17 protein-coding genes are annotated in these 21,142 nt (G+C 39.2%); 11 read left to right on the top strand and 6 right to left on the bottom strand.

All coding sequences use genetic code 11. From position 1 onward, the window contains the following. Positions 1-31: 31 nt before the first annotated feature. Together IQ237_RS18715 and IQ237_RS18710 are read left to right on the top strand one after the other, a co-directional pair. Complete coding sequence (locus IQ237_RS18715) at positions 32-535, top strand: DUF4112 domain-containing protein (protein WP_194057846.1); 504 nt, start codon at positions 32-34, stop codon at positions 533-535. A 56-nt stretch (positions 536-591) separates the two neighbouring features. Next, positions 592-1,539, top strand: coding sequence for an alpha/beta fold hydrolase (locus tag IQ237_RS18710; protein ID WP_194057844.1), 948 nt, complete (start codon positions 592-594; stop codon positions 1,537-1,539). 570 nt (positions 1,540-2,109) lie between these two features. On the opposite strand, the gene IQ237_RS18705 is transcribed toward IQ237_RS18710, so the two are convergent. The 3 genes from IQ237_RS18705 to IQ237_RS18695 all read right to left on the bottom strand — a co-directional run bounded on the left by IQ237_RS18705 (position 2,110) and on the right by IQ237_RS18695 (position 4,512). Further along, on the bottom strand, positions 2,110-2,469 hold the full coding sequence (locus IQ237_RS18705; protein ID WP_194057842.1) for a hypothetical protein: 360 nt from the start codon (positions 2,467-2,469) through the stop codon (positions 2,110-2,112). Positions 2,470-2,640: 171 nt separating this feature from the next. Continuing rightward, complete coding sequence (locus IQ237_RS18700) at positions 2,641-3,720, bottom strand: D-alanine--D-alanine ligase family protein (RefSeq protein ID WP_194057840.1); 1,080 nt, start codon at positions 3,718-3,720, stop codon at positions 2,641-2,643. 129 nt (positions 3,721-3,849) lie between these two features. Continuing rightward, positions 3,850-4,512: a class I SAM-dependent methyltransferase gene (locus IQ237_RS18695; RefSeq protein ID WP_194057838.1), complete on the bottom strand. Its 663-nt coding sequence runs from the start codon at positions 4,510-4,512 to the stop codon at positions 3,850-3,852. A 481-nt stretch (positions 4,513-4,993) separates the two neighbouring features. On the opposite strand from IQ237_RS18695, the gene IQ237_RS18690 reads away from it, so the two are divergent. Further along, the gene (locus IQ237_RS18690) at positions 4,994-5,932 is read left to right on the top strand and encodes a phosphoribulokinase (RefSeq protein WP_194057836.1); all 939 of its coding nucleotides are present in this window, start codon (positions 4,994-4,996) and stop codon (positions 5,930-5,932) included. 129 nt (positions 5,933-6,061) lie between these two features. Here the strand turns inward: IQ237_RS18690 and lnt are convergent, their stop codons facing one another. Together lnt and gyrA are read right to left on the bottom strand one after the other, a co-directional pair. Continuing rightward, positions 6,062-7,573 carry an apolipoprotein N-acyltransferase gene (lnt, locus tag IQ237_RS18685; RefSeq protein ID WP_194057925.1) on the bottom strand — a complete coding sequence of 504 codons (1,512 nt, stop codon included), beginning with the start codon at positions 7,571-7,573 and terminating at the stop codon, positions 6,062-6,064. 64 nt (positions 7,574-7,637) lie between these two features. Beyond that, a complete protein-coding gene (gene gyrA, locus IQ237_RS18680) occupies positions 7,638-10,229 on the bottom strand; it encodes a DNA topoisomerase (ATP-hydrolyzing) subunit A (protein ID WP_194057834.1) in 2,592 nt (863 codons plus the stop codon). 818 nt (positions 10,230-11,047) lie between these two features. Here gyrA and IQ237_RS18675 point away from each other — a divergent pair. The 6 genes from IQ237_RS18675 to IQ237_RS18650 all read left to right on the top strand — a co-directional run bounded on the left by IQ237_RS18675 (position 11,048) and on the right by IQ237_RS18650 (position 17,765). Further along, positions 11,048-11,275 (top strand): hypothetical protein, encoded by a 228-nt coding sequence (locus tag IQ237_RS18675; protein WP_194057832.1) that lies wholly within the window; start codon positions 11,048-11,050, stop codon positions 11,273-11,275. 31 nt (positions 11,276-11,306) lie between these two features. Next, positions 11,307-12,218, top strand: a complete 912-nt coding sequence (locus IQ237_RS18670) for a histone deacetylase (RefSeq protein WP_194057830.1) — start codon at positions 11,307-11,309, stop codon at positions 12,216-12,218. A gap of 293 nt (positions 12,219-12,511) precedes the next feature. Continuing rightward, on the top strand, positions 12,512-12,649 hold the full coding sequence (locus tag IQ237_RS18665; RefSeq protein ID WP_194057829.1) for a hypothetical protein: 138 nt from the start codon (positions 12,512-12,514) through the stop codon (positions 12,647-12,649). Positions 12,650-12,952: 303 nt separating this feature from the next. After that, entirely contained in the window at positions 12,953-14,308 is a 1,356-nt protein-coding gene (gene murF, locus IQ237_RS18660) for a UDP-N-acetylmuramoyl-tripeptide--D-alanyl-D-alanine ligase (protein ID WP_194057827.1), read from the top strand. A gap of 333 nt (positions 14,309-14,641) precedes the next feature. Then, the gene (locus tag IQ237_RS18655) at positions 14,642-16,693 is read left to right on the top strand and encodes an S-layer homology domain-containing protein (protein WP_194057825.1); all 2,052 of its coding nucleotides are present in this window, start codon (positions 14,642-14,644) and stop codon (positions 16,691-16,693) included. Between the two features lie 382 nt (positions 16,694-17,075). After that, positions 17,076-17,765 (top strand): hypothetical protein, encoded by a 690-nt coding sequence (locus IQ237_RS18650; protein ID WP_194057823.1) that lies wholly within the window; start codon positions 17,076-17,078, stop codon positions 17,763-17,765. A 68-nt stretch (positions 17,766-17,833) separates the two neighbouring features. Here the strand turns inward: IQ237_RS18650 and IQ237_RS18645 are convergent, their stop codons facing one another. Next, positions 17,834-19,513, bottom strand: a complete 1,680-nt coding sequence (locus IQ237_RS18645) for a DUF1565 domain-containing protein (RefSeq protein WP_194057821.1) — start codon at positions 19,511-19,513, stop codon at positions 17,834-17,836. A gap of 200 nt (positions 19,514-19,713) precedes the next feature. Here IQ237_RS18645 and IQ237_RS18640 point away from each other — a divergent pair, with 200 nt between their 5' ends. After that, positions 19,714-20,757 carry a thiamine phosphate synthase gene (locus IQ237_RS18640; protein ID WP_194057819.1) on the top strand — a complete coding sequence of 348 codons (1,044 nt, stop codon included), beginning with the start codon at positions 19,714-19,716 and terminating at the stop codon, positions 20,755-20,757. 151 nt (positions 20,758-20,908) lie between these two features. Continuing rightward, positions 20,909-21,121 carry a sulfur carrier protein ThiS gene (thiS, locus tag IQ237_RS18635; protein WP_194057923.1) on the top strand — a complete coding sequence of 71 codons (213 nt, stop codon included), beginning with the start codon at positions 20,909-20,911 and terminating at the stop codon, positions 21,119-21,121. Positions 21,122-21,142 lie beyond the last annotated feature (21 nt).

The following is a 21,142-nucleotide window of genomic DNA, read 5'->3' as shown; positions in this document are numbered from 1 at the left end:
CTAATAACTAATAACTAATAACTAATGACTAATGACTAATTCTTCCAAAAAAACTTACATTGAATCTGATGGTTATGCACCAACATTAAAACGTTTACAACAAATTAGTAAACTCTTAGATAATGCTATTACCATTCCTGGAACTCCAGTAGGTATTGGTTTAGATCCAATTTTGGGATTAATACCTGTTGGTGGTGATGTTTTGGGATTGATATTTTCTCTTTATATTATCATTGAATCGGCAAAGTTAGGTATATCAAAAGCAACTTTAGGCAGAATGATAGTTAATATTATCATTGATGCTTTAGTCGGTGCTATTCCGATGTTGGGAGATTTATTTGATTTTGCTTGGAGAGCAAATAATTACAACCTGATTTTATTGGAAGATTACTTAAAATCTCCTGGTGAAAAAAAGAAGGCTGATCAAGGTTTTATTATTGCTCTTTTTGCAGGTTTGGTTTTACTTAGTATTGTTTTAATTGCATTACCTGTTATTTTTATAGGAATGCTATGGAAAGCTTTAAATGGTGGGTAAATTAATCATTAACTAACTCAAAATATTCTATTCCCTATTCCCTATTCCCTAATCATATGAAAAACTGGTGGCAATTTCATTTTCCTCAAGGTCAACAAAATATAATTATTACTGATGCGTATGGCTATCCTATCAAAATTGCTTATGGCGAAAAAGGTAAAGGTAAACCATTAATTTTATTACATGGTTTGGGCAGTTGGAGTTATAATTGGCGATATAGTATTGAACCATTATCTAAATATTTTCGGGTAATTTGTTTTGATGCTAAAGGTTATGGTTTTTCGGAAAAACCTATTTACCGTAGAGAAAAGAGTGGTCATCAAATAATTGAATTAGAACGTATTATTCAATCTTTATGTGATGAACCTCCCGTCATTGTCGCTGAGTCTTTAGGTGCGTTAGTTTCTTTAGCATTAGCGGCTAAAAATCCTCAATTAATTGGGAGTTTAGTGGTTATGAATGCGCCCATTTTTACCGAAACCTTACCTCATTGGGCAATGGGTTTATTAGCACAAACACCATTAGAAATTATCCACACAATTGATTTTTTACGTCTTGCTTATGTGTTTGCACCTCTAGTTAGGGAAGTCATGGGTATAGAAAGACGAAAAGTGTTATTTAATCCTGCTATTCTCACAGAGGAAGATGTTTATTGGATCACGTATCCTTTTATTGAAATTCCAGGAACTTTAGTGAAAGTTGCGGAAGAATTACAAATAGCAGCTAGAGAAATTCAGAATTTACAAGCTAAAAAACCAAATATGTTAACTGAAATTCAAAATAGTCTCACTGCTATTGAATGTCCAACTTTAATTTTATGGGGTGATCAAGATAGTTGGTTTCCTGTGAGTCACGGTGAAAAATTACATCATTATATTCCTCATTCACAGTTGAAAATTATAGAAAATTGTTATCATGACGCATCCACTGGCGCTAATGATGTAGTGAATAGAGAAATTATGAAATTTTTGCAGGATACCAATTTCTGTTCAACTGTAATTTAAACCATTGTCAATTATCAATTATCAATTATCAATTGATAAAATAAGAGTGGGAGAAGGCATACCAAGCGCCTTTTTTCTCCCACTCTACATTTGCTGCTGGGGCGTTCAGGAATATGTGTTGATAGACGCTATCCGTTATTTAGGGGGCTATGTATTTCAACGATAGTGTCTAGATGATGTGAGTATTCCTGTTGCAGCAAATGTTAAACCTGATTTCTTTTTGATTTCTTTGATTTTTTATTATTTTTTTGCTGAACTAATAGCCCAACAAAATATTAGTAGATTGCTTTGTTCGTTCATAATCAAAATTTGTGAAACAGCCTTTTTAAGAATAAGCTATTTTATGTAGTAACCCCAGATAACCACAACATTGAAGTTGTTTATCTTTTAATAATTTAACTGGGTTGCTTACAGATTGGTTGCCAAGTTGGCACTTTTTGTTATTTGTTTTTAGCCATTAGTCATTGGGGAAAATCTTCTCCCCTACTTCTTCACTGTCACCTGTCACCTGTCACCTGTCACCTGTCACCTGTCACCTGTCACCTGTCACCTATTGCTCGACACCCTTTCTTAAATACGTTGTGGAAGTTTGAGTATGCGATAAATAACCCAACAACCAGATGCACAACTGAGGGCGATCGCCAACATTAACCATAAAGGTGTAGGATTACTGATATTAGCTGCTGGGGTGTTTTCTTTTTCACTGACTACTTCAATGGGTTTTTCTGGTTCTATTTTGGGAACGTAGCCAATATAAATTAGCTGGAAATAGCCAAATATTCCCACTCCCAGGGGAATAACTAACAACCCCACAAACCATAACCAAGGATGCTTTAGCAACAGTTTTTTAGGTGGAGATGTATTTTTTAATTCTTCTGAAGTGCTTTTTACATTTGTGGTTGGTTCTGGTTTTGCATTGTGACTGTTCATGATTCATTTCCACTTGCATCCTCTAGTAGTTTATTGTACTAGAAGACATAAGTGTTATTTAACAGTAGGATAAAGGGGGTTGAAAGTAGCTTTTTGGCAAAATAGCGGTTTTTTTACCAAAAATTTCCAAAAAATTGGATATTATGCTACTTTTTACCCATTATCTGCAAATTACTTTACTGAATCTTCCAATTTAGAATTGGTATGTCTTTCAATGGCCAGTTGAATTAATTGATCTACTAATTCTGTAAAAGAAATACCAGTATTTGCCCAAAGTTGCGGATACATACTTGTAGATGTAAACCCTGGTAAGGTGTTAATTTCGTTAATCAAAATTTCTCCAGTCGCTTCTACATAGAAAAAGTCTACCCGCGCTAAACCCGCACCATCAACAGCGGCAAAGGCTTGTAATGCCATTTCTTGAATTTGTTGAACTACTGTTTCTGGTAAAGGAGCAGGTATTAATAAATCTGCTTTACCCTCAGTATACTTAGTTTCGTAATCGTAAAAATCGCTATCAAAGGTAATTTCACCAATAACGGAGGCTTTGGGGTTGTCGTTACCTAAAACCGCACATTCTACTTCTCTGGCAACTACTCCGGCTTCGACTATGATGCGTCTGTCATAGGTTGCAGCGTTATCTAAAGCTGCTTCTAATTCTTGACGCGATCGCACTTTGGCTATTCCTACGGATGAACCCAGGTTAGCAGGTTTGACAAAACAAGGATAGCCTAATGTTGCTTCTATTTCATCACACAATTTAGGAAATATACAAGGATTTGACCAAATTTGCGCCCTCGTTATTGCTTTGTATTTTACCTGGGGTAAACCTGCTTGGGCAAAAGCGGTTTTCATAGCGATTTTATCCATACCGGTGGCTGAACCTAACACCCCAGAACCAACAAAGGGAACTTGTATTAATGTTAGTAAACCTTGAATTGTTCCATCTTCGCCATTTGGTCCGTGGAGTATGGGAAACCACAAATCAATTTCTGCTGTTTCTGCGGGAAATTGCCATAAATTAGGGGTTATGGCGGGATTTTCTGTGGCTACACCAGATTTTAAAACTTGTTGTGCAGTTTCTCCCCCTTGCCAAACACCATTTTTTTGGATGTAAAAAGGCACAATTTCATATTTCTGACTATTTGCTTTTGCACTCAAAGCATTTGCGATCGCCCTTGCAGAAATTATTGATACTTCATGTTCTCCAGAACGTCCACCAAACAGCAACCCCACCCGCAGTTTAGACATCTTCCTTACCTCGATACTATCTAAAGCAGATAGCGTACCACAAGGAATGTTATTAGGAGTCAGGAGTCAGGAGTTCAAGTAGTCAGGAGTCAGGAGTTTTTTTATTCCCAATCACCAATCACCAATTTTTCAATTTTTCCTTGCTAATGTCAAACCATCAGCTATGGGAACTAGACTCAAGGTAATTCTTGAATCTTGATATAATTTTTGATTAAAGGCGCGAATTTTTTTAGTTTGATTATCTTGTATTTCTGGATCTGCCACTTTTCCAGACCATAACACGTTATCAACGGCAATTAGTCCACCGGGTCGAATTAATTGCAGCGATCGCTCATAATAATTTTCATAGTTTCCTTTATCAGCGTCAATAAAGGCAAAATCAAAACTTTCTGCTTCTCCTGCTGCTAACAAGTTATCCAAAGTTTCCAAAGCTGGGGCAATATGCAAGTTAATTTTATCTGCTATTGCTGCTTTTTCCCAATATCGTCTAGCTATGCTGGTATATTCTTCACTGACATCACAGGCAATAATTTTACCATCTGCTGGTAAAGCCAACGCCACTACTAAGGAACTATAACCCGTAAATACTCCTATGTCTAATGTTTTTTTTGCTCCTAGTAATTTAACCAACAGTGCCATAAATTGTCCCTGTTCTGGGGAAATTTGCATTATGGACATTGGTAGCTGGGCGGTTTCTTGACGTAGTTGGGTTAAAATTTCTGGTTCACGTACAGAAACAGAAAGTAAATAATCATACAGATTTTGTTCTAAGCCTATGGTTTGTTTTGCCATTACTGTGATGCTAATAATACTAATGATACTAAATATTTATTGAACTAAATCCGTATATTCAATTAATTTTTAATTAATTTAGCATAGTTCTTCCTTATCAATCTCATCATATCAAATTTAAAATTATTTGTCAACTCTTCTATATACCGATCCTGTTAAAAAACAATATACCATGATTGCCCCACGCATGAGCAATCCGTTGGCCTACATCCACCGCCTGAAGTACAATAAGGTATCGGAGCGTGGCAGAGATACTTTATTTCGGTGGTTTTGGCTCACTCGATTTTCTTATAAATGCGAATTTTACAGTTTTTGAATCAGGATAAGAGCAGGATTATGTTGAGAGATGTTGCGAGAAAAGAGAAAGCTGAAATTTTTTAACTAATTTGCCACTAGAATGAATAAACTAACTAAAAATGTTCTCCAGAAACATTATTAAGTAACCAGCATTAAGTAACCAGCTTGTATTCAAGGGGGTAAGATGAGTCGTCCAATCATTCTTGGTATTGTTGGTGATAGCGCAGCAGGAAAGACTACGCTAACTAGGGGTATTGCTCAGGTACTTGGACCGGAGAATGTTACACTCATCTGTACCGATGATTACCACCGTTATGATCGTCAACAACGGGCGGAAATCGGTATTACAGCCTTGCATCCTGATTGTAATTACTTAGATATTATGCAGCAGCATTTATCGTTGCTACGTACAGGTCAAACAATTCTAAAGCCTGTTTATAGCCACAAAACGGGTAAATTTGAGCCTCCACAGTACATTAAACCGAATAAGTTTGTCATTATTGAAGGTCTACTGGGTTACTCTACCCGTGCTGCTCGTGATGCTTATGATGTTAAGGTTTATCTTGCTCCTCCTGAATCACTACGGGCAAAATGGAAGGTTAAACGGGATACAGAAAAACGCGGTTATAGTGAAGAACAAGTATTAGCAGAGTTAGAAAAACGGGAACCTGACTCAGAAGCGTTTATTCGTCCCCAACGTCAATGGTCTGATATTGTGGTAAGTTTCTATCCTCCCAATGAAAATGAGGATGAAAGCAATGGACATTTAAATGTACGTTTGGTACTGCGTCCAACTATTCCCCATCCTGATTTTACTCAGATTATTCACCCAGATAATGATGATTCTGAATCAGCGGTGCGTTTGGGACTAGTCCGAGATATGGGTAAACCAGTGGATGTGTTGGAAGTTGATGGACACGCTACCTTAGAACAGGTGAATAAAATAGAGCATATCATGTGTAATGATCTGCCTTATTTAAAGAATGTTTGCGATCGCGAAATAAATCCTGAACTTGGTAAAATCGCTGGTACAACTGGGGAAACATTGCAAAGTTACCCCCTAGCTTTGACACAGTTGATTATTACCTATCATATGCTCAAAGCAACGCAGATTCATCAGTAGAGGGGATTGCTGATTGGTGACTGGTGGTTAGAGGATGTTTTAAAAGTCAGAGAGTTCCCATGTCAAGTTACTAGGATATGCTTTATTCATCTGCTCACAGCAGCAAATCTTACTTACCAAAATTCCTGGCTATTTAGTCACAAACCACCGCAAAAACCCCAAAACCAACAACAAAGGCATCAACCAATCTCTCAAACGCACATATAAAGTCTGAGTTTGACGAGGATAAATAATTTCCGCATGAGTTTCATAACTATTATACCCTGACTTCCACAAAGTTCTCCCATGAGGATCGACAAAAGCCGAATAACCGGTATTTGTTGCCCTTACTGCCCATCGATCAGTTTCAATTGCTCGCATGATATCCTGGGCATGATGTTGATCTGCCATTGCTGCTGTATAGTGAGCATCATTAGAAGAACTTAAAATAAATTTACCCCCATTAAAAGCCTGATATCTAAAGATTTCCGAAAAAGCAGACTCATAACAAATACCCACAATAACCCGCCCCAAAGGAGTATCAAAAACTTGATTTTTTGCCCCATGAACTTGATGTTCATCCAAAGGAGATAACCGTTGAACTAACGCCCCAATAACTTCTTCAAAAGGAACAAATTCACCCAAAGGTACAAGCTTTGACTTATCATATCTGCTAGTAACTTCCCCTTTACCATTTACCCCAAATAAACTATTAGTATAACTTCTCCCCCTTTCCCCAAAACCACCTATCCAAACTACAACCCCTTTATCCTTCACCGCATCTAACAAAGGAGTATTTTGAAAATTACGTTCATATAAAGGTAAAGCACCTTCAGGAGTTAACACCCCATCAACACCTTGATTTACTAATGTTAAATATCCATTAGTATAGTTTGTAATTGCTCGTCTAAATCCTTGAGGAAGCAACTTAATTTCATTAGGAATATTACCTTGAATAACACCTATTTTCAAACCTGAATTTTCATGATTATTCAAAGGTTGAGAATAAAGAACAAACCCCAAAAAATGGGAGATCATTAACAGTATTATAGCTGAAATTAAATATTTATTAACGAACCACAGAGACGCAGAGAACACAGAGGTTTTTGTTTCTTTCTTTTCTTCCTTTGCGCCTTTGCGTCTTTGCGTGAGATTATATATCCAAGACTCCGCAACCAAACCATTAACCGCCACAATAACCGCCGTTACAGTATTCGGTCCCGAAACTTGCCCCAAATGCAAAATTACCAAATTATGCGGTGATTGGGTGTAAGAAAGAGAACTCCACCACAAAGATCCAGAACTCCACAAACTTTCCAAACCACACCATAAAGCAGTACCAATTAACACCCTTAACCAAGACTTTTGTTTATCTAACCGCACCATCAAAAACGCCCAAAGAGAGACTAACAAACCTCCCCACAGGCTAATAAATGACCAGCAAAAGATGGTAATAAATAAACTTGGCCACCAAGGTACACCCAACCAGTTCATGGGGTGAATACCTGTGATCCATGATAGGGCTATTCCATGATAGGCGATCGCCCATAAAAAGGCAGGGGGCAGGGATTTATTAGTATATTTAACAACTATCACCCAAAGGGGAGCAAGGGCAACCCAAGCAAAAAACCAAGCACCGACGGGGGCGACTGTCACCCCCATCAATGCCCCGCTAGTTAAAGCTACTAGGTAAGGGAGTAAGGATTTTAACTTCTCCCTCATAAATTTACTCGGCGGAATCTTCAGCATCTCCAGCATCGGGGGGAACTACTGCTACTCCAGTAATTGCGTCATCTTCATCTAGTTTCTGTACTCTCACCCCGGTTGCTGTACGTGATTGTACGGAAATTGCATTTACAGATTGACGAATAATAATACCGCGATTCGTGGCCATCATGATCTCTTCGTCAGGGTTAACTATTCGCAGGGTTGCTAGTTGATCCTTGGTTTTACGGTTTTTGAATTTGGTGGCGGTGATACCTTGTCCGGCGCGGTTTTGTAGTCTAAATTGTCCTACGGGTACGCGCTTTCCATATCCTCCCATCGTGATGATCAATACCCATGGTCCTGTGCTGTTTGGTGTTTCGGTGGTTTCTTCGCTATTTTCGGTGGTTTCTTCAATTTCGATAGTTTCTTCTTCTATTTCTGCTTCTGTGTCTGTATTTAAGGTGTCGAGAATGGCAGCGGGAAGAATATCCATTCCTACCAGTTCATCACCAGCTTTGAGTTTCATTGATTTTACCCCACGAGTCGCCCTTCCTAAAGGACGCAGTTGATCATGGGTACAACGGAAGTGTATGGCCATACCATGACGTGAACCGATGATGATACTATCTTCTACTTTGGCACGTCTCACCCAACGCAGATGATCGCCTTCTTCTAAGGATATGGCTATTAACCCGTTAGCGCGAATGTTGCTAAATGCTTCTAGTGCGGTTTTCTTGATGTTACCGCCTTTGGTGAGCATGACTAAATATTCTTCGCTGCTAAATTCGTCTACGGGTACGATAGATGTGATTTTTTCTTCTTTGGGTATGGGTAACATCTGCACGATGGGAGTACCCCGACTGGTGCGTGAACCTTCTGGTATTTGATAAGCTTTGAGGCTGTAAACTACGCCGCGATCGCTAAAAAATAACACGCTATCATGATCACAGCAGGTTAAAAAATGCTCGATGGTATCATCTTCTTTGACTTTAGCACCGGCTTTTCCTCTGGTAGCCCGGTTTTGAGCTTCAAAGGTATTCACGGGCATCCGTTTGATGTAACCTTGTTGTGTCACCAAAATCAAAACTTTCTCGTTAGCGATCAAGTCAATATCATCTATTTCCCCTTCTGCATGGGTGATCGCTGTGCGTCGCGGTGTGGCAAACTGGGTTTTAATTTGGGTAACTTCGGTTTCAATAATTTCCAGTACCCGTTCCCTTCTATCCAATATATCCCGCAAATCTGCAATTTGTACTTGCAATTCTTCATGTTCTAAGCGAATTTTATCAGCTTCTAAGGCTGTTAACCGCCGCAACTGCATCTGTAAAATTGCATCCGCTTGTACTTCGGAAAGTCCATAATTGCTGATTAATTCGCCTTTGGCTGTGGGTGCATCCGGAGCGCTACGAATCAGGTTAATAATTGCATCTAAATGAGAGAGGGCAATTAATAAACCTTGTAATAGATGATCTCTTTCCTCTGCTTTTCTCAGTTGGTAACGAGTACGTCTGTTAATGGTTTCAATGCGAAAATCTAAAAAGACGCTGAGGAAGTTTTTCAGGGTGAGTATTTGTGGTTCCCCGTTCACCAAAGCCAACATATTCGCGCCAAAGTTGGACTGAAGTGGGGTTTGTTTATAAAGGTTATTTAAAACCACACGGGGATAGGCATCACGTTTTAATTCTATGACGATTCGCATTCCATCCCGATCGCTCTCATCTCGGATATCTGCAATACCATCAATTTTCTTATCATTCACCAACTCGGCGATTTTTTCAATTAATGCCGCTTTGTTGGTTTGGTAGGGTAACTCAGTAACAATTATTGCTTCCCTGTCTGGGCGGTTGCGATTTGAAATAGTTTCAATTGTCGCTACACCCCGCATAGTAATCGAACCCCGTCCGCTGGTGTATGCTTCTTTAATGGCTGATGTTCCTAGAATTTGCGCCCCTGTAGGGAAGTCTGGACCGTGAACATACTGCATTAATTGAATATCATTTATTTCTGGGTTGTGAATTAATGCCACTAACCCATCAATCAATTCTCCCAAATTATGCGGAGGAATATTAGTAGCCATTCCTACCGCAATACCCGAAGAGCCATTCAGTAATAGTTGGGGAATACGGGAAGGTAAAACCGTGGGTTCTTGTTGTGAACCATCAAAGTTATCAATAAAATCTACAGTTTCAGCTTCAATATCTTGCAATAAGGAATGACTAGTTAATGCTTGTAGACGACACTCTGTATAACGCATTGCCGCCGGTGGGTCATTGTCAATAGAACCAAAATTACCATGACCGTTAATTAAAGGCGATCGCATGGAAAAATCCTGCGCCATCCGTACCAAAGCATCATATACCGCAGTGTCACCGTGGGGGTGATATTTACCCAAAACTTCCCCCACCACACGGGCGCACTTTCTAAACGGGCGATCGTGCAGCAAACCCAACTCGTGCATAGCGTAGAGGATGCGACGGTGTACAGGTTTAAGGCCATCCCTAGCATCTGGTAACGCCCGACCGACAATTACGCTCATAGCGTATTCTAGATAAGACTGCGACATTTCTTGTCGTAAATCCGTCGGGATAATCCTCTCCTGTGAGGTTGTCATAAACCGCAAAACTCCAAAAAACGTAGATTTTAGCCTTTGTACTTGACAAAATACAAAATTATGTCAAATTAATCTTGAAAAATTGTCATATTTTGCTATAATTCTAACATATATTGACCCCGTTTGTGGTAAAGACAGTCAAACAAAAAGATCATATCAGAGAAAAGTAAGAATTTAGGAGTCAAGAGTCAGTAGTCAGTAGTCAGTAGTCAGAATAATTATCAAATCATAAATTCACAAATTCAAGATTTTATTAAAAAAATGAAGCTAATAATTGAGGATTCAGAATTAAGAATTCAAGATTGAGGATTGAGGAAGAAAATCAGTTTGATATTTGATAGCCCAGCAGCGCATTAGTCATGTTATAATTTTCAGATTGTGTCTCATTATTTACTGTTAATCCGTTGTATAATTCCTAAAAACAGAAAGAGGGCGGACAATATGCCCAGCCCACAAAATTAGTAAGTAAGTATTCATCTGTCAGCTATCAGCAGTAAGCTTTCAAGGCTAAAATACAAACAATCAATTTTCACAAATTCACAGAGTGTAAACTTCCTCAATTAATGCTGCAAAATCTTTGTTTCTGCCATTATAAGCTAATTACTGATTACTGATAGCTGAATACTTACTTTAAAAGTTTCCAAGAATGAATAGGGAGGAAAATTTTAGATTTTAGCTTGGAGAGAAAAAAACAATCCAAAATCCAAAATCCAAAACTAATAACTCCTGACTCCTGACATTGGGGATATATTTCTCTAGACAGGTAACTTTAACAATCAAATTTTTTACAATTGATTGGTAAAGTTGTAAAAATATTCATGAATAAAGAACCAGTTTTTAATCAAGCCCAAAAGCAAAACCCAAAAGGAGACGCATCCCAACTAAGTCCAGAGGTACTAGACAAAATCAAACATCCACTGAAAATGGATCATGTAATCAGAGAACAAACAGCGACAGAAAAACGCGGAAATCAAGCTTTAGTTCCCGAAATGCTGGATGAACCCAGTGATATCATGACTGGTTACAGCAACGAGCAGTCAGGCTAGAATTGCATTCAGTATTTTGCTATTCCCGCCCATGCTACCAGTCATCTATTCTGACGAATTTCTCGAACACCAAACTGGACGCTACCACCCAGAAAAACCAGAACGTTTAAGTGCGGTTGTCAAGGCTTTAAAAACTGCTGACTTTGCCCAAAAAATCCACTGGTTAACCCCCACAGCAGTCAAACAGGAGTTAATGTCTTGGATAGAAACCGCCCACACTGCAACATACATTCAAAAACTAAAAGATATTGCTGCTACTGGTGGTGGTTATTTAGATGGAGACACACCAGTTTCTCCCCGCAGTTATGATGTAGCTTTGTTAGCCGTAAGTGCTTGGTTAGATGGGGTGAATGAGGTTTTAAGTAGAGAAAATCCCGCCTTTGTGTTAGCACGTCCACCAGGACACCATGCCGAAAGTAATACAGGAATGGGGTTTTGCTTATTTTCTAATGCAGCGATCGCCGCTTTATATGCCTTACAACAACCAGGTATCAACCGTGTCGCCATCTTAGACTGGGATGTACATCACGGCAATGGTACTCAAGCCATAGTAGAAAGTTACCCAGAAATTGTTTATTGTTCTTTACATCAATATCCTGCTTACCCTGGTACTGGGAGAAGTTCTGAAAAAGGTTTTCATAATAATGTGTTAAATTTTCCTGTACCTCCCGGTAGTGATATCAGCATTTATCAACTTTTGTGGCAATACAAAATACTACCGTTTTTAAACAACTTTCAACCAGATTTATTGATTGTTAGTGCTGGTTATGATGCTTTAGCAGATGATCCTTTAGCAAGCATCTCTTTGCAACCCGAAGATTTTGGTTTATTTACTCAATATTGTTTAGGCGTAACTAGAAAAATCTTATTTGGTTTAGAAGGAGGTTATGAATTAGTATCATTATCAAAATCAGTAACTGCTACAATTCAAGCTTGTTTGTAAGTAGGTGAACAGAAAAAACCGCAATATGTAACGAAAAGTAAAATATCCAAAAACCTCTTCCCTGTTCCCTGTTGCCTGTTGCCTGTTCCCTTGTCATATAGATTTTAAGTAAATCTGGCTTAATTTCATCAAATCTTTAGCTAGAAAATTTTGTCATGGGGTTTTGAAATAGCTAAAGTTTTGTTAAGATACTATTGCTAGGAATTAATCACCGAGATTGACCTATCAGGGTGTGAAGAAAAAAATTACACTAAATAACACTAGTAGCCGCTTAAAGTTCAGAAGGTGAACACATGACCACCTATATTTTTTTTGACGAAGCCCTCCGAATGCTGACCAGTGCCTATCTGATCTCAGCACTCCTGTTAATTGCAGCTTCTGGTATAGGTTTAGCAGTTATTGAAACAATTGAAAAAACAGGAGAACACTAAATTCACACCTTTGGGTGTCTTTCACCAAAGCAAAAGTTTTAATTTTTCATGTGTCTGTTCACCCTCAATGTGGGAACAGCAAACTCTTCAAGTATCATAGCGTTGCTTTCTTGACCTGGAAGTAGCACAAATTACACCCAGATCCCCAACTTCTTCCATAAGTCGGGGATCTCATGACATAATTTTAGATGAAGTTTTGTAAACTTATAGTTTTGTAAAGGAAAAAGAATTGCCTTCGCTACCTATTTATTTATGTCCTCTAGGATTGTAGGATTTGGTAATTAACTTTTATTGATTATCAGTATGCCTGTTTCGGCCACTTTATCCCAATTGGTTGAAGTTCTATCAGCCCGTCCTGTAAATTTATCTGCATCTGCATTAGCTCAAGTAAGCAAGGGTATCCAAACAGACACCAGGATTTTACAACCAGGTGAAGTGTTTTTAGCCTTACGCGGCGAAAAGTTCGATGGACACAAGTTTGTAAAAATGGCGATCGCCAAGGGTGCAATTGCCGCCATTGTAGATTATACTGAGGAAAACACTGACATACCTGTATTAGAAGTTCCCGACACCCTGAAGGCATATCAGCAAATTGCTAGATGGTGGCGGGATTCCTTTATTATTCCTGTAATTGGGGTAACAGGTTCAGTAGGTAAAACCACAACCAAAGAACTGATCGCCGCAGTTTTAGGAACTAAAGGACAAGTTCACAAAACCTATGGAAATTTCAACAATGAAATAGGTGTTCCTAAAACGTTGTTAGAACTGGGTGCAGAAGATGATTTTGCAGTCATAGAAATGGCCATGCGAGGGAGGGGACAAATTGCGGAATTAACACAAATAGCTAGGCCAAATATCGGTGTTATTACTAATGTGGGAACAGCGCATATTGAGTTATTAGGTTCAGAACAAGCGATCGCAGAAGCTAAATGTGAGTTATTAGCAGAAATGTCTGATGATAGTGTAGCAATTCTCAATTATGATAGTCCCCTATTAATGGAGACAGCAAAGAAATTTTGGCAGGGGAAAGTGATTAGTTATGGTTTTTCCGGTGGAGATATTCGCGGGAAATTAGTTGATAATGAAACTATAGAAGTAGCAGGAATCGATTTACCATTACCCTTACCAGGTCGTCATAATGCCACTAATTTTTTAGCAGCATTAGCAGTAGCTAAGGTATTAGAAATTGATTGGAAATTATTGCAAGCTGGAGTAATGGTAAATATGCCAGGAGGGCGATCGCAAAGGTTTACATTACCTAATGATATTGTGATTTTAGATGAAACTTATAACGCCGCCCCAGAAGCGATGTTAGCAGCTTTGCAGTTATTAGCAGATACACCAGGAAAGCGGAAAATTGCCGTATTAGGAGCAATGAAGGAGTTAGGAGACAGATCCCCAAAATTACATCAACAAGTTGGGGAAATGGTACAAAAATTGCATTTAGATGGTTTGTTGGTTTTAGTTAATAGCACAGATGCAGAAATTATTGCTGATAGTGCAAAAGGAATTCCTTGTGAATGTTTTGCTACTCATAGTGAATTAGTAACCAGATTAAATACTTATGTAAAGGAGGGCGATCGCCTATTATTTAAAGCTGCCCATTCCGTAGGATTAGATCAGGTTGTTAATCAGTTTCGATTGTCAATTGATAATTGATAATTTGCAAGGAGTCAGGAGTCAGGAGTCAGAATATTTGTTTGTAGTAAGAATTAACAGGAGAAAGTTTGTTCATCAATTATCAATAATGACTCAAACACTCTCATTCATTCTCAATCCTGTATTCTGTATCCTGAATCCTGACGACAATTGTTTAATTAATTGTTTAATTCCAGGTTTAAAACCTCTCCTTGATAGGAGAAAAAAAGCCAAAATTTCCTATTTCCCAATCTTCTCACTTTCACCCCAGGAAAGGTAATTATCAGATGCTTGTAGTTCTTCCTCCTGACTCCTGACTCCTTAAACTATTGAAATTATTATAAAGTATAAATTATGGTTGTTGCGACACTCCATGTAAATCCCGTCATAGGTAACGATGCTAATACTGGTTCTCGGTTGAGTCCATTAAAAAGTATTACCCGTGCCTTAAAAGCCACTACAACACCAGGAATTATTCAGTTAGCACCAGGAACATATAGCAAGGCTACAGGTGAAGTTTTTCCGCTGATTATTCCTGGGGAAATTCTCATAGTAGGTAACGAATCTAACAAAGGTCAGGGAATCATCATTTCTGGCGGTGGCCAGTATCAAAGTCCTACCTTTGGTTGGCAAGATATCACATTGCTGTTGTTAGGTAATGCCAGTTTGTTAGGGGTAACAGTGATCAATCCTGTTTCTAAGGGTACTGGGATTTGGATTGAATCAACAGCACCGACTTTAGCTAATAATACATTCAGTAAATGTGGACGGGAAGGGATATTTGCAACTGGTAAAGCTAAACCCGCCATTTTCGATAATGTATTTATCCAAAATGCTGCCAGTGGGTTAATGATGGCACGTTATAGCAAAGGGGAAGTGCTGCGGAATGTATTTGAAAATAACCCTGTAGGAATAGCTATTAGCGATTTTGCAGCCCCTCTAGTGGCTAATAACAAACTTGCCAATAACCGCATAGGAATTGCCCTTTCTCGTGATGCTAGTCCGGTATTACGACGAAATCTGATTTGCCAAAATACCCAAGGTGGTTTATTAGTAAATGGTAATGCTATTCCTGAGTTGGGTAAACCCGAAGATCCGGCTGATAATATTTTTCGTGATCACAAAGATTTTGATATTCAAAATTTATCATCCCAAAAAGTGATTTCTGTAGGCAATCAGTTAAATCCTGCCCAAGTTCAGGGAGTAGTAAAATTTCTCGCCGCTACAGCCGATACTCCTAGCCAAGTTATTAGTAGCAGTTTTGCAGATTTAGATGGACATTGGGCAGCGGCTTTTGTAGAAGCATTGGTGAATAAAGGTTTTATTAGTGGTTTCCCTGATGGAACTTTTCGACCTGCTACACCAATTACCCGCGCTCAATATGCGGCTTTAATTACGAAAACTTTTCAACTACCTGCTAGTAATAACCTGAAGAGATTTAAAGATGTGCGAACTGATTTTTGGGCAGTTTCAGCTATTGCGAGTGCGGCTGATGCTGGTTTTTTGAGTGGCTTTCCCGATGGTACTTTTAGACCAGGGCAAAATTTAACCAAAGTACAGGCGATAGTATCAATTGTTAATGGTTTAAAATTTACAGGCAGTAATCCTAACGGGTTAAATGTGTATAGCGATCGCGCCCAAATTCCTAGTTATGCTACAAATGCAGTCACAGTTGCTACTCAAAAACTGCTAATAGTCAATTATCCACAACTAGAATTATTAGAACCACTCAGAGAAATTACCCGTGCAGAGGTAGCAGCATTAATTTATCAAGCTTTAGCAACCAGAGGTGAAGCAAAAGCTATCCCTTCACCCTACATTGTCAAACCAGATACAGAAATTCCCTCATTTTCTGATTTAGTAGGACATTGGGCAGAAGCATATATTCGGGCGTTGGTGAGTATGAATTTAACTCAAGGTTTTGCTGATGGTAGTTATCAACCAGATAAAGCCATGACTCGCGCCCAATATGCAGCTTTAATAGCCGCTGCTTTTAACCCTACACCCAAACGTCAAGGAATAGAATTTATAGATGTTCCCGCTGATTTTTGGGCAGCTAAAGCCATTCACATAGCTGCTAGAGGTGGTTTTGTCGGTGGGTTTAGCGATCGCTCTTTTCGCCCAGATCAAAATGTGCAAAGAATACAGGTGTTAGTTTCCCTAGTCAACGGACTCAGACTACCACCAGCTAACAATGCTAATAACAATTTATTAACTGCCTATAGTGATATAAAATCAGTGCCTGAATATGCCAGAACCGCGATCGCAACCGCCAACCAACACAAAATTATTGTTAATTATCCAGATCCCAAACTTCTTGCCCCCACCAGAGAAGCCACACGGGCTGAAGTTGCAGCTATGATTTATCAGGCATTAGTGGCCATCAAACGCGTTAAACCTATTTAGTTAGGAGTCATTAGTTATTAGTCATTAGTCATTGGTAAACAGTATCTCCCCCTGTTCCCTGTTCCCTGTTCCCTGTTCCCTTTTATCATCATTTAATGGTAATTTTGTCCAGAGGTTAAGTTCTACTATACAGCAGATTTCGTTATTATGAGGTACAAATTATCATCATGAAACTCTTGTGGGGTGGGCATCTGCCCCCCAAAGTGTACCTCATTACACCGGAAAGTGCTGTATTATTTTGCATAATAGCGATGGACAAGTAGAATAAGAGACACTAACTAACAAATTTGCGGCTTGTGGAAAAAACTCATGTAGCTAAAAAGACGTTAGGATAGATGCGATGGGTGAAACATTTATACCTATTGTCTGGAAATAACAACCCATGCTAACAACAACACCAAACACCAGCTGCGAATTAGCCACCAACTTATTAGTCCATTATAGTTTTGACCTCAATGGGTATGGTGCCAGTGAGTTAATTAACCATTGGCGAAAAGACTACCCGCTTGATTGGCTACATTTAGCAGTTATTGAAGCTCTGTATCAAGGACGCTATAAAGCGATATCAGTACAACAAATATTAACCTTTTGGCAAAGGCGTGGGCAGGTGTCTCATCATTTCAACATGGAATTTGAACGGATGATTTGTAGCAAATTTCCAGAAAGTCTAACCAAAACATCTGCACCCGTTTTACTAGCCATACCACAAACAACGCCAATGCACCCAGCCAAGACAACTCAAAAATTATCTGCTCAATATAGTAATTATTATATGGAGAGTCACACTACATCAGAATATCTAGTAGATAAAGAACAACAAGTTCGTGCTTTGACATCTCCCTCATTTAAAGTTGCTACGGATACCAGCAAGAGACAGTTAGCCGCATCTGTGACTCAAAAGCTCATGACTCAGGGAAGTTTATCAACACCGAAGGAACTACCCCAATTAATGCCAGCAAATGCCAATAATCCCCCAATTGGACAATTTACTCCCCAAAGGAGCGATCGCTCTGACTCCTTTACATCTAAACTCAAAGCCATGACTAGCGAACAACCTGAGTTTGCTATTTAGGTGATTGGTGATTGGTGATTGGTGATTGGGGAAGATTAATAACCCAATACCCAATGCCCAATGCCCAACTAATTAAAAGGCTGAATAATGCCTCTCAAACCCATGCTACTCAAACTTTGAACCATTTGATTAGCACTATCTTGACTGCTAAAAACGCCCACTTGCATGACTCTGCGACCTTGTAAGACTCTAGAAAAGGCATCAGGAACTATGGAAAGCACTAATTCCCGTTGTGAGTCACTGATAACCGGAACTAAAACCCGATAACGTACACCCGGACGAGTATTTGTATAGCTTCTGGGTGCTGTGGCTATTCTAGAATTACTAATAGTTTTTGGGTTATCGGGTTGTTGATTTCTCATAAGTTGAGGTGCAACAAACTCAATAACCCCTGGTTCAACCTGCACATAATTTAATTGCGGTGTGTTTTGGGAATTATTTCTGAGCAAAGAACCCTGTCCGTTAACATTGGTAGTTGGTAGCTGTGGTGATTGACTATTTGGGCGTGTATTTCCACTACTCGATAAAATCACACCAGATGGGTTAAATTTTTTGGGAATGTTGGCAGCAGCAAAAACTATTTCTGGTTCTGTAGCTATTTCCTCTACAGGTACAGAAGTAGGTGGAGAATTTCTGACTATTGGTGCTGTTGTGCCGCTAGTATCTACATTGCCGCTAATGCGATTCTTATTGAGGTTATTGCCAGCAGCATAAACTACTTGTTTAGCAGCTTTGGCGTTAATATCATAACGACGATTGTTGCGAAATTGGTTGCCACCCGGTTCTCTGCTATTACCTAAATCTGGTATGGCTTGGGCAATGACTACCAAACCATCTTCTTTGCTGCCTTGAATGAGATTATTCCGCAAAACTGGGCTAGTAGTGGCTTGAACTACAATCCCTGATCTATTGTCTAAAATCTGATTACCAACCACTACAGGAGCCGCATTTTGGGCAATGTTAATCCCAAAACCGGTACTTTGAAAGAGATTTTCCCTAATTTCAGGACGGGCATCACCAGAAATTGTAATTCCATTAGCACCATTACCCTGAAAATAATTTTTGCGAATGCTGGGAGTAGCATTACCAGTGATGGAAATTCCATCTTGGGTATTGCTGGTAAAGGTGTTTTCCTCAACTACTGTATTAGCAGATTCAATCCATAAACCATAACCACGGCTGTTAGAGTTGGTAACAGTCACACCGCTTAAACTGGCTTGATTTGCACCTACAATGGCTACGTTTTGACGGCCAAAGCTGCGACTGAGATAGTCACCACCACCGACAATATTTACTCCTTTGCCTTTGTTACCAATATTTCCTTGAATAGTTACACCTGGTTTGATGATTAAGGGAAATACTTCTCCTGTGTTGGCGCTGTATGTACCAGTAGCCAGCATAATCACAGTATTTGATTGTGCTAGTTGCAAAGCTTGGGTAATTGTCTGAAAAGGAGCGTTTCGACTACCATCCCCACTTTGGTCATTGCCGATACTTGGGTTGACTAACAGGACGTTAATCTGAGAAACTATTCTCTCATTGTGAGGTTTCTGTTCTGTTCTGATGGTAATCTGAGCAATGGCACTGCTAAAATTTGTGTCTAAAAGTGCTATACTTCCTATTCCCAAAGCAACGCTCACACTTAATATTGAGGTGGGCAGAACTGAAGGTTTAAGTAGGTAGGAGCAAGTCTGCTTTTGTAAAAGGATAGTTAGTAGACGCTTATGAAACTGTTGAAGGGGAGGCATAAACTTTATATAACTCCTGAAAAACACACAAATGATTTTTATCCGATCAACCAGTCTTGTCCATAATATTCTTATATTTTCACTCAGTGCCTGTTTTTGATCCGGGTAAATTTAGTCAATTTTTTAGAAAAAACCGCAAAGATGCAGATATTATTTAAGAGGCTGGATGTTTCTGTGAGACTACAAGCAGGGTTATTTTAATGGTCGAAGCCCACAGCCAAACACAACAAATACAACAAGTGGTTTATCGCATTTTAGACGCAAATTTGGATCGCGCCCGCGAAGGGTTGCGAATTATTGAGGAATGGTGTCGTTTTGGTTTAAATGATGCCCAGTTAGCTGAAAGCTGTAAGCACCTCCGTCAAGAGGTCTCTAAGTGGCATACTGCACAAATCAGGGCAGCACGAGATACACCAGGTGATACTGGTACTGATTTAACCCATCCCCAAGAGGAACAAAGAAGTTCTATTACATCTTTGTTACAGGCTAATTTTTGTCGTATCCAAGAAGCTTTGCGGGTTTTGGAAGAATATGGCAAGCTTCATGATGCTGAAATGGGGAAAACTTTTAAGCAAATGCGCTATCAGGTTTACACCCTGGAAAGCACTTTGATGGGTTATCAACGTCATCAGTTACTTTGGCGATCGCGTTTGTATCTGGTAACATCCCCGGTAGATAATTTGTTGGAAACTGTGGAAGCTTGTCTCAAAGGCGGGTTAACTTTGCTACAGTATCGAGAAAAATCTGCTGATGACGTGATTCGTTTAGATAGAGCTAGAAAACTACGACAGCTATGTCACGATTATGGCGCTTTGTTTATCATTAATGACCGTATAGATTTGGCTTTGGCTGTAGATGCGGATGGCGTACATTTGGGACAACAAGATTTACCCATTGCTGTAGCACGTCAGTTATTAGGTCCCCAGCGGTTGATCGGTCGCTCTACCACAAATCAAAAAGAAATGCAAGGGGCAATTGCTGAAGGTGCAGATTATATCGGTGTGGGTCCGGTATATGAAACACCGACTAAAGCAGGTAAAGCCGCAGCAGGTTTAGATTATGTGAGGTATGCGGCTAAAAATTGTCAAATTCCTTGGTTTGCCATTGGGGGAATAGATACGAGTAATATTAATGATGTGATTGATGCGGGAGCGCAACGGGTAGCTGTAGTGCGATCGCTCATGCAAGCTGAACAACCAACTTTAGTCACACAATATTTTATTTCTCAGCTTTATAGGAAGTAGGGGACTGGTGACTGGTGACTGGTGACTGGGACAAAATTTTAGATTTTAGATTTTAGATTGGAGTTCATGAAATACAATCCAAAATCCAAAATCCAAAATCCAAAATTGTATCACCAATTACCAATTACCTATTACCCATTACCCATTACCTATTATGAATCAAATTACATTACAAGTGAACGGAGAAACACGCAGTTGTTTATCTCAAACGCCTTTACCAGAATTACTTCAGCAGTTGGGTTTTAATCCTCGTTTGGTGGCGGTAGAATATAATGGTGAAATTTTACACCGTCAGTTTTGGTCAGAAACTCAAATTAAAGAAGGCGATCGCCTAGAAGTTGTTACCATCGTTGGTGGAGGATAGAAGAGGTTACAGGTGATAGGT

The sequence above is a fragment of the Sphaerospermopsis sp. LEGE 08334 genome, from assembly GCF_015207205.1.
Classification (GTDB): domain Bacteria; phylum Cyanobacteriota; class Cyanobacteriia; order Cyanobacteriales; family Nostocaceae; genus Sphaerospermopsis.
The sequence above is the reverse complement of the archived record's forward strand: the minus strand, read 5'-3'. Positions and strand labels throughout refer to the sequence as shown.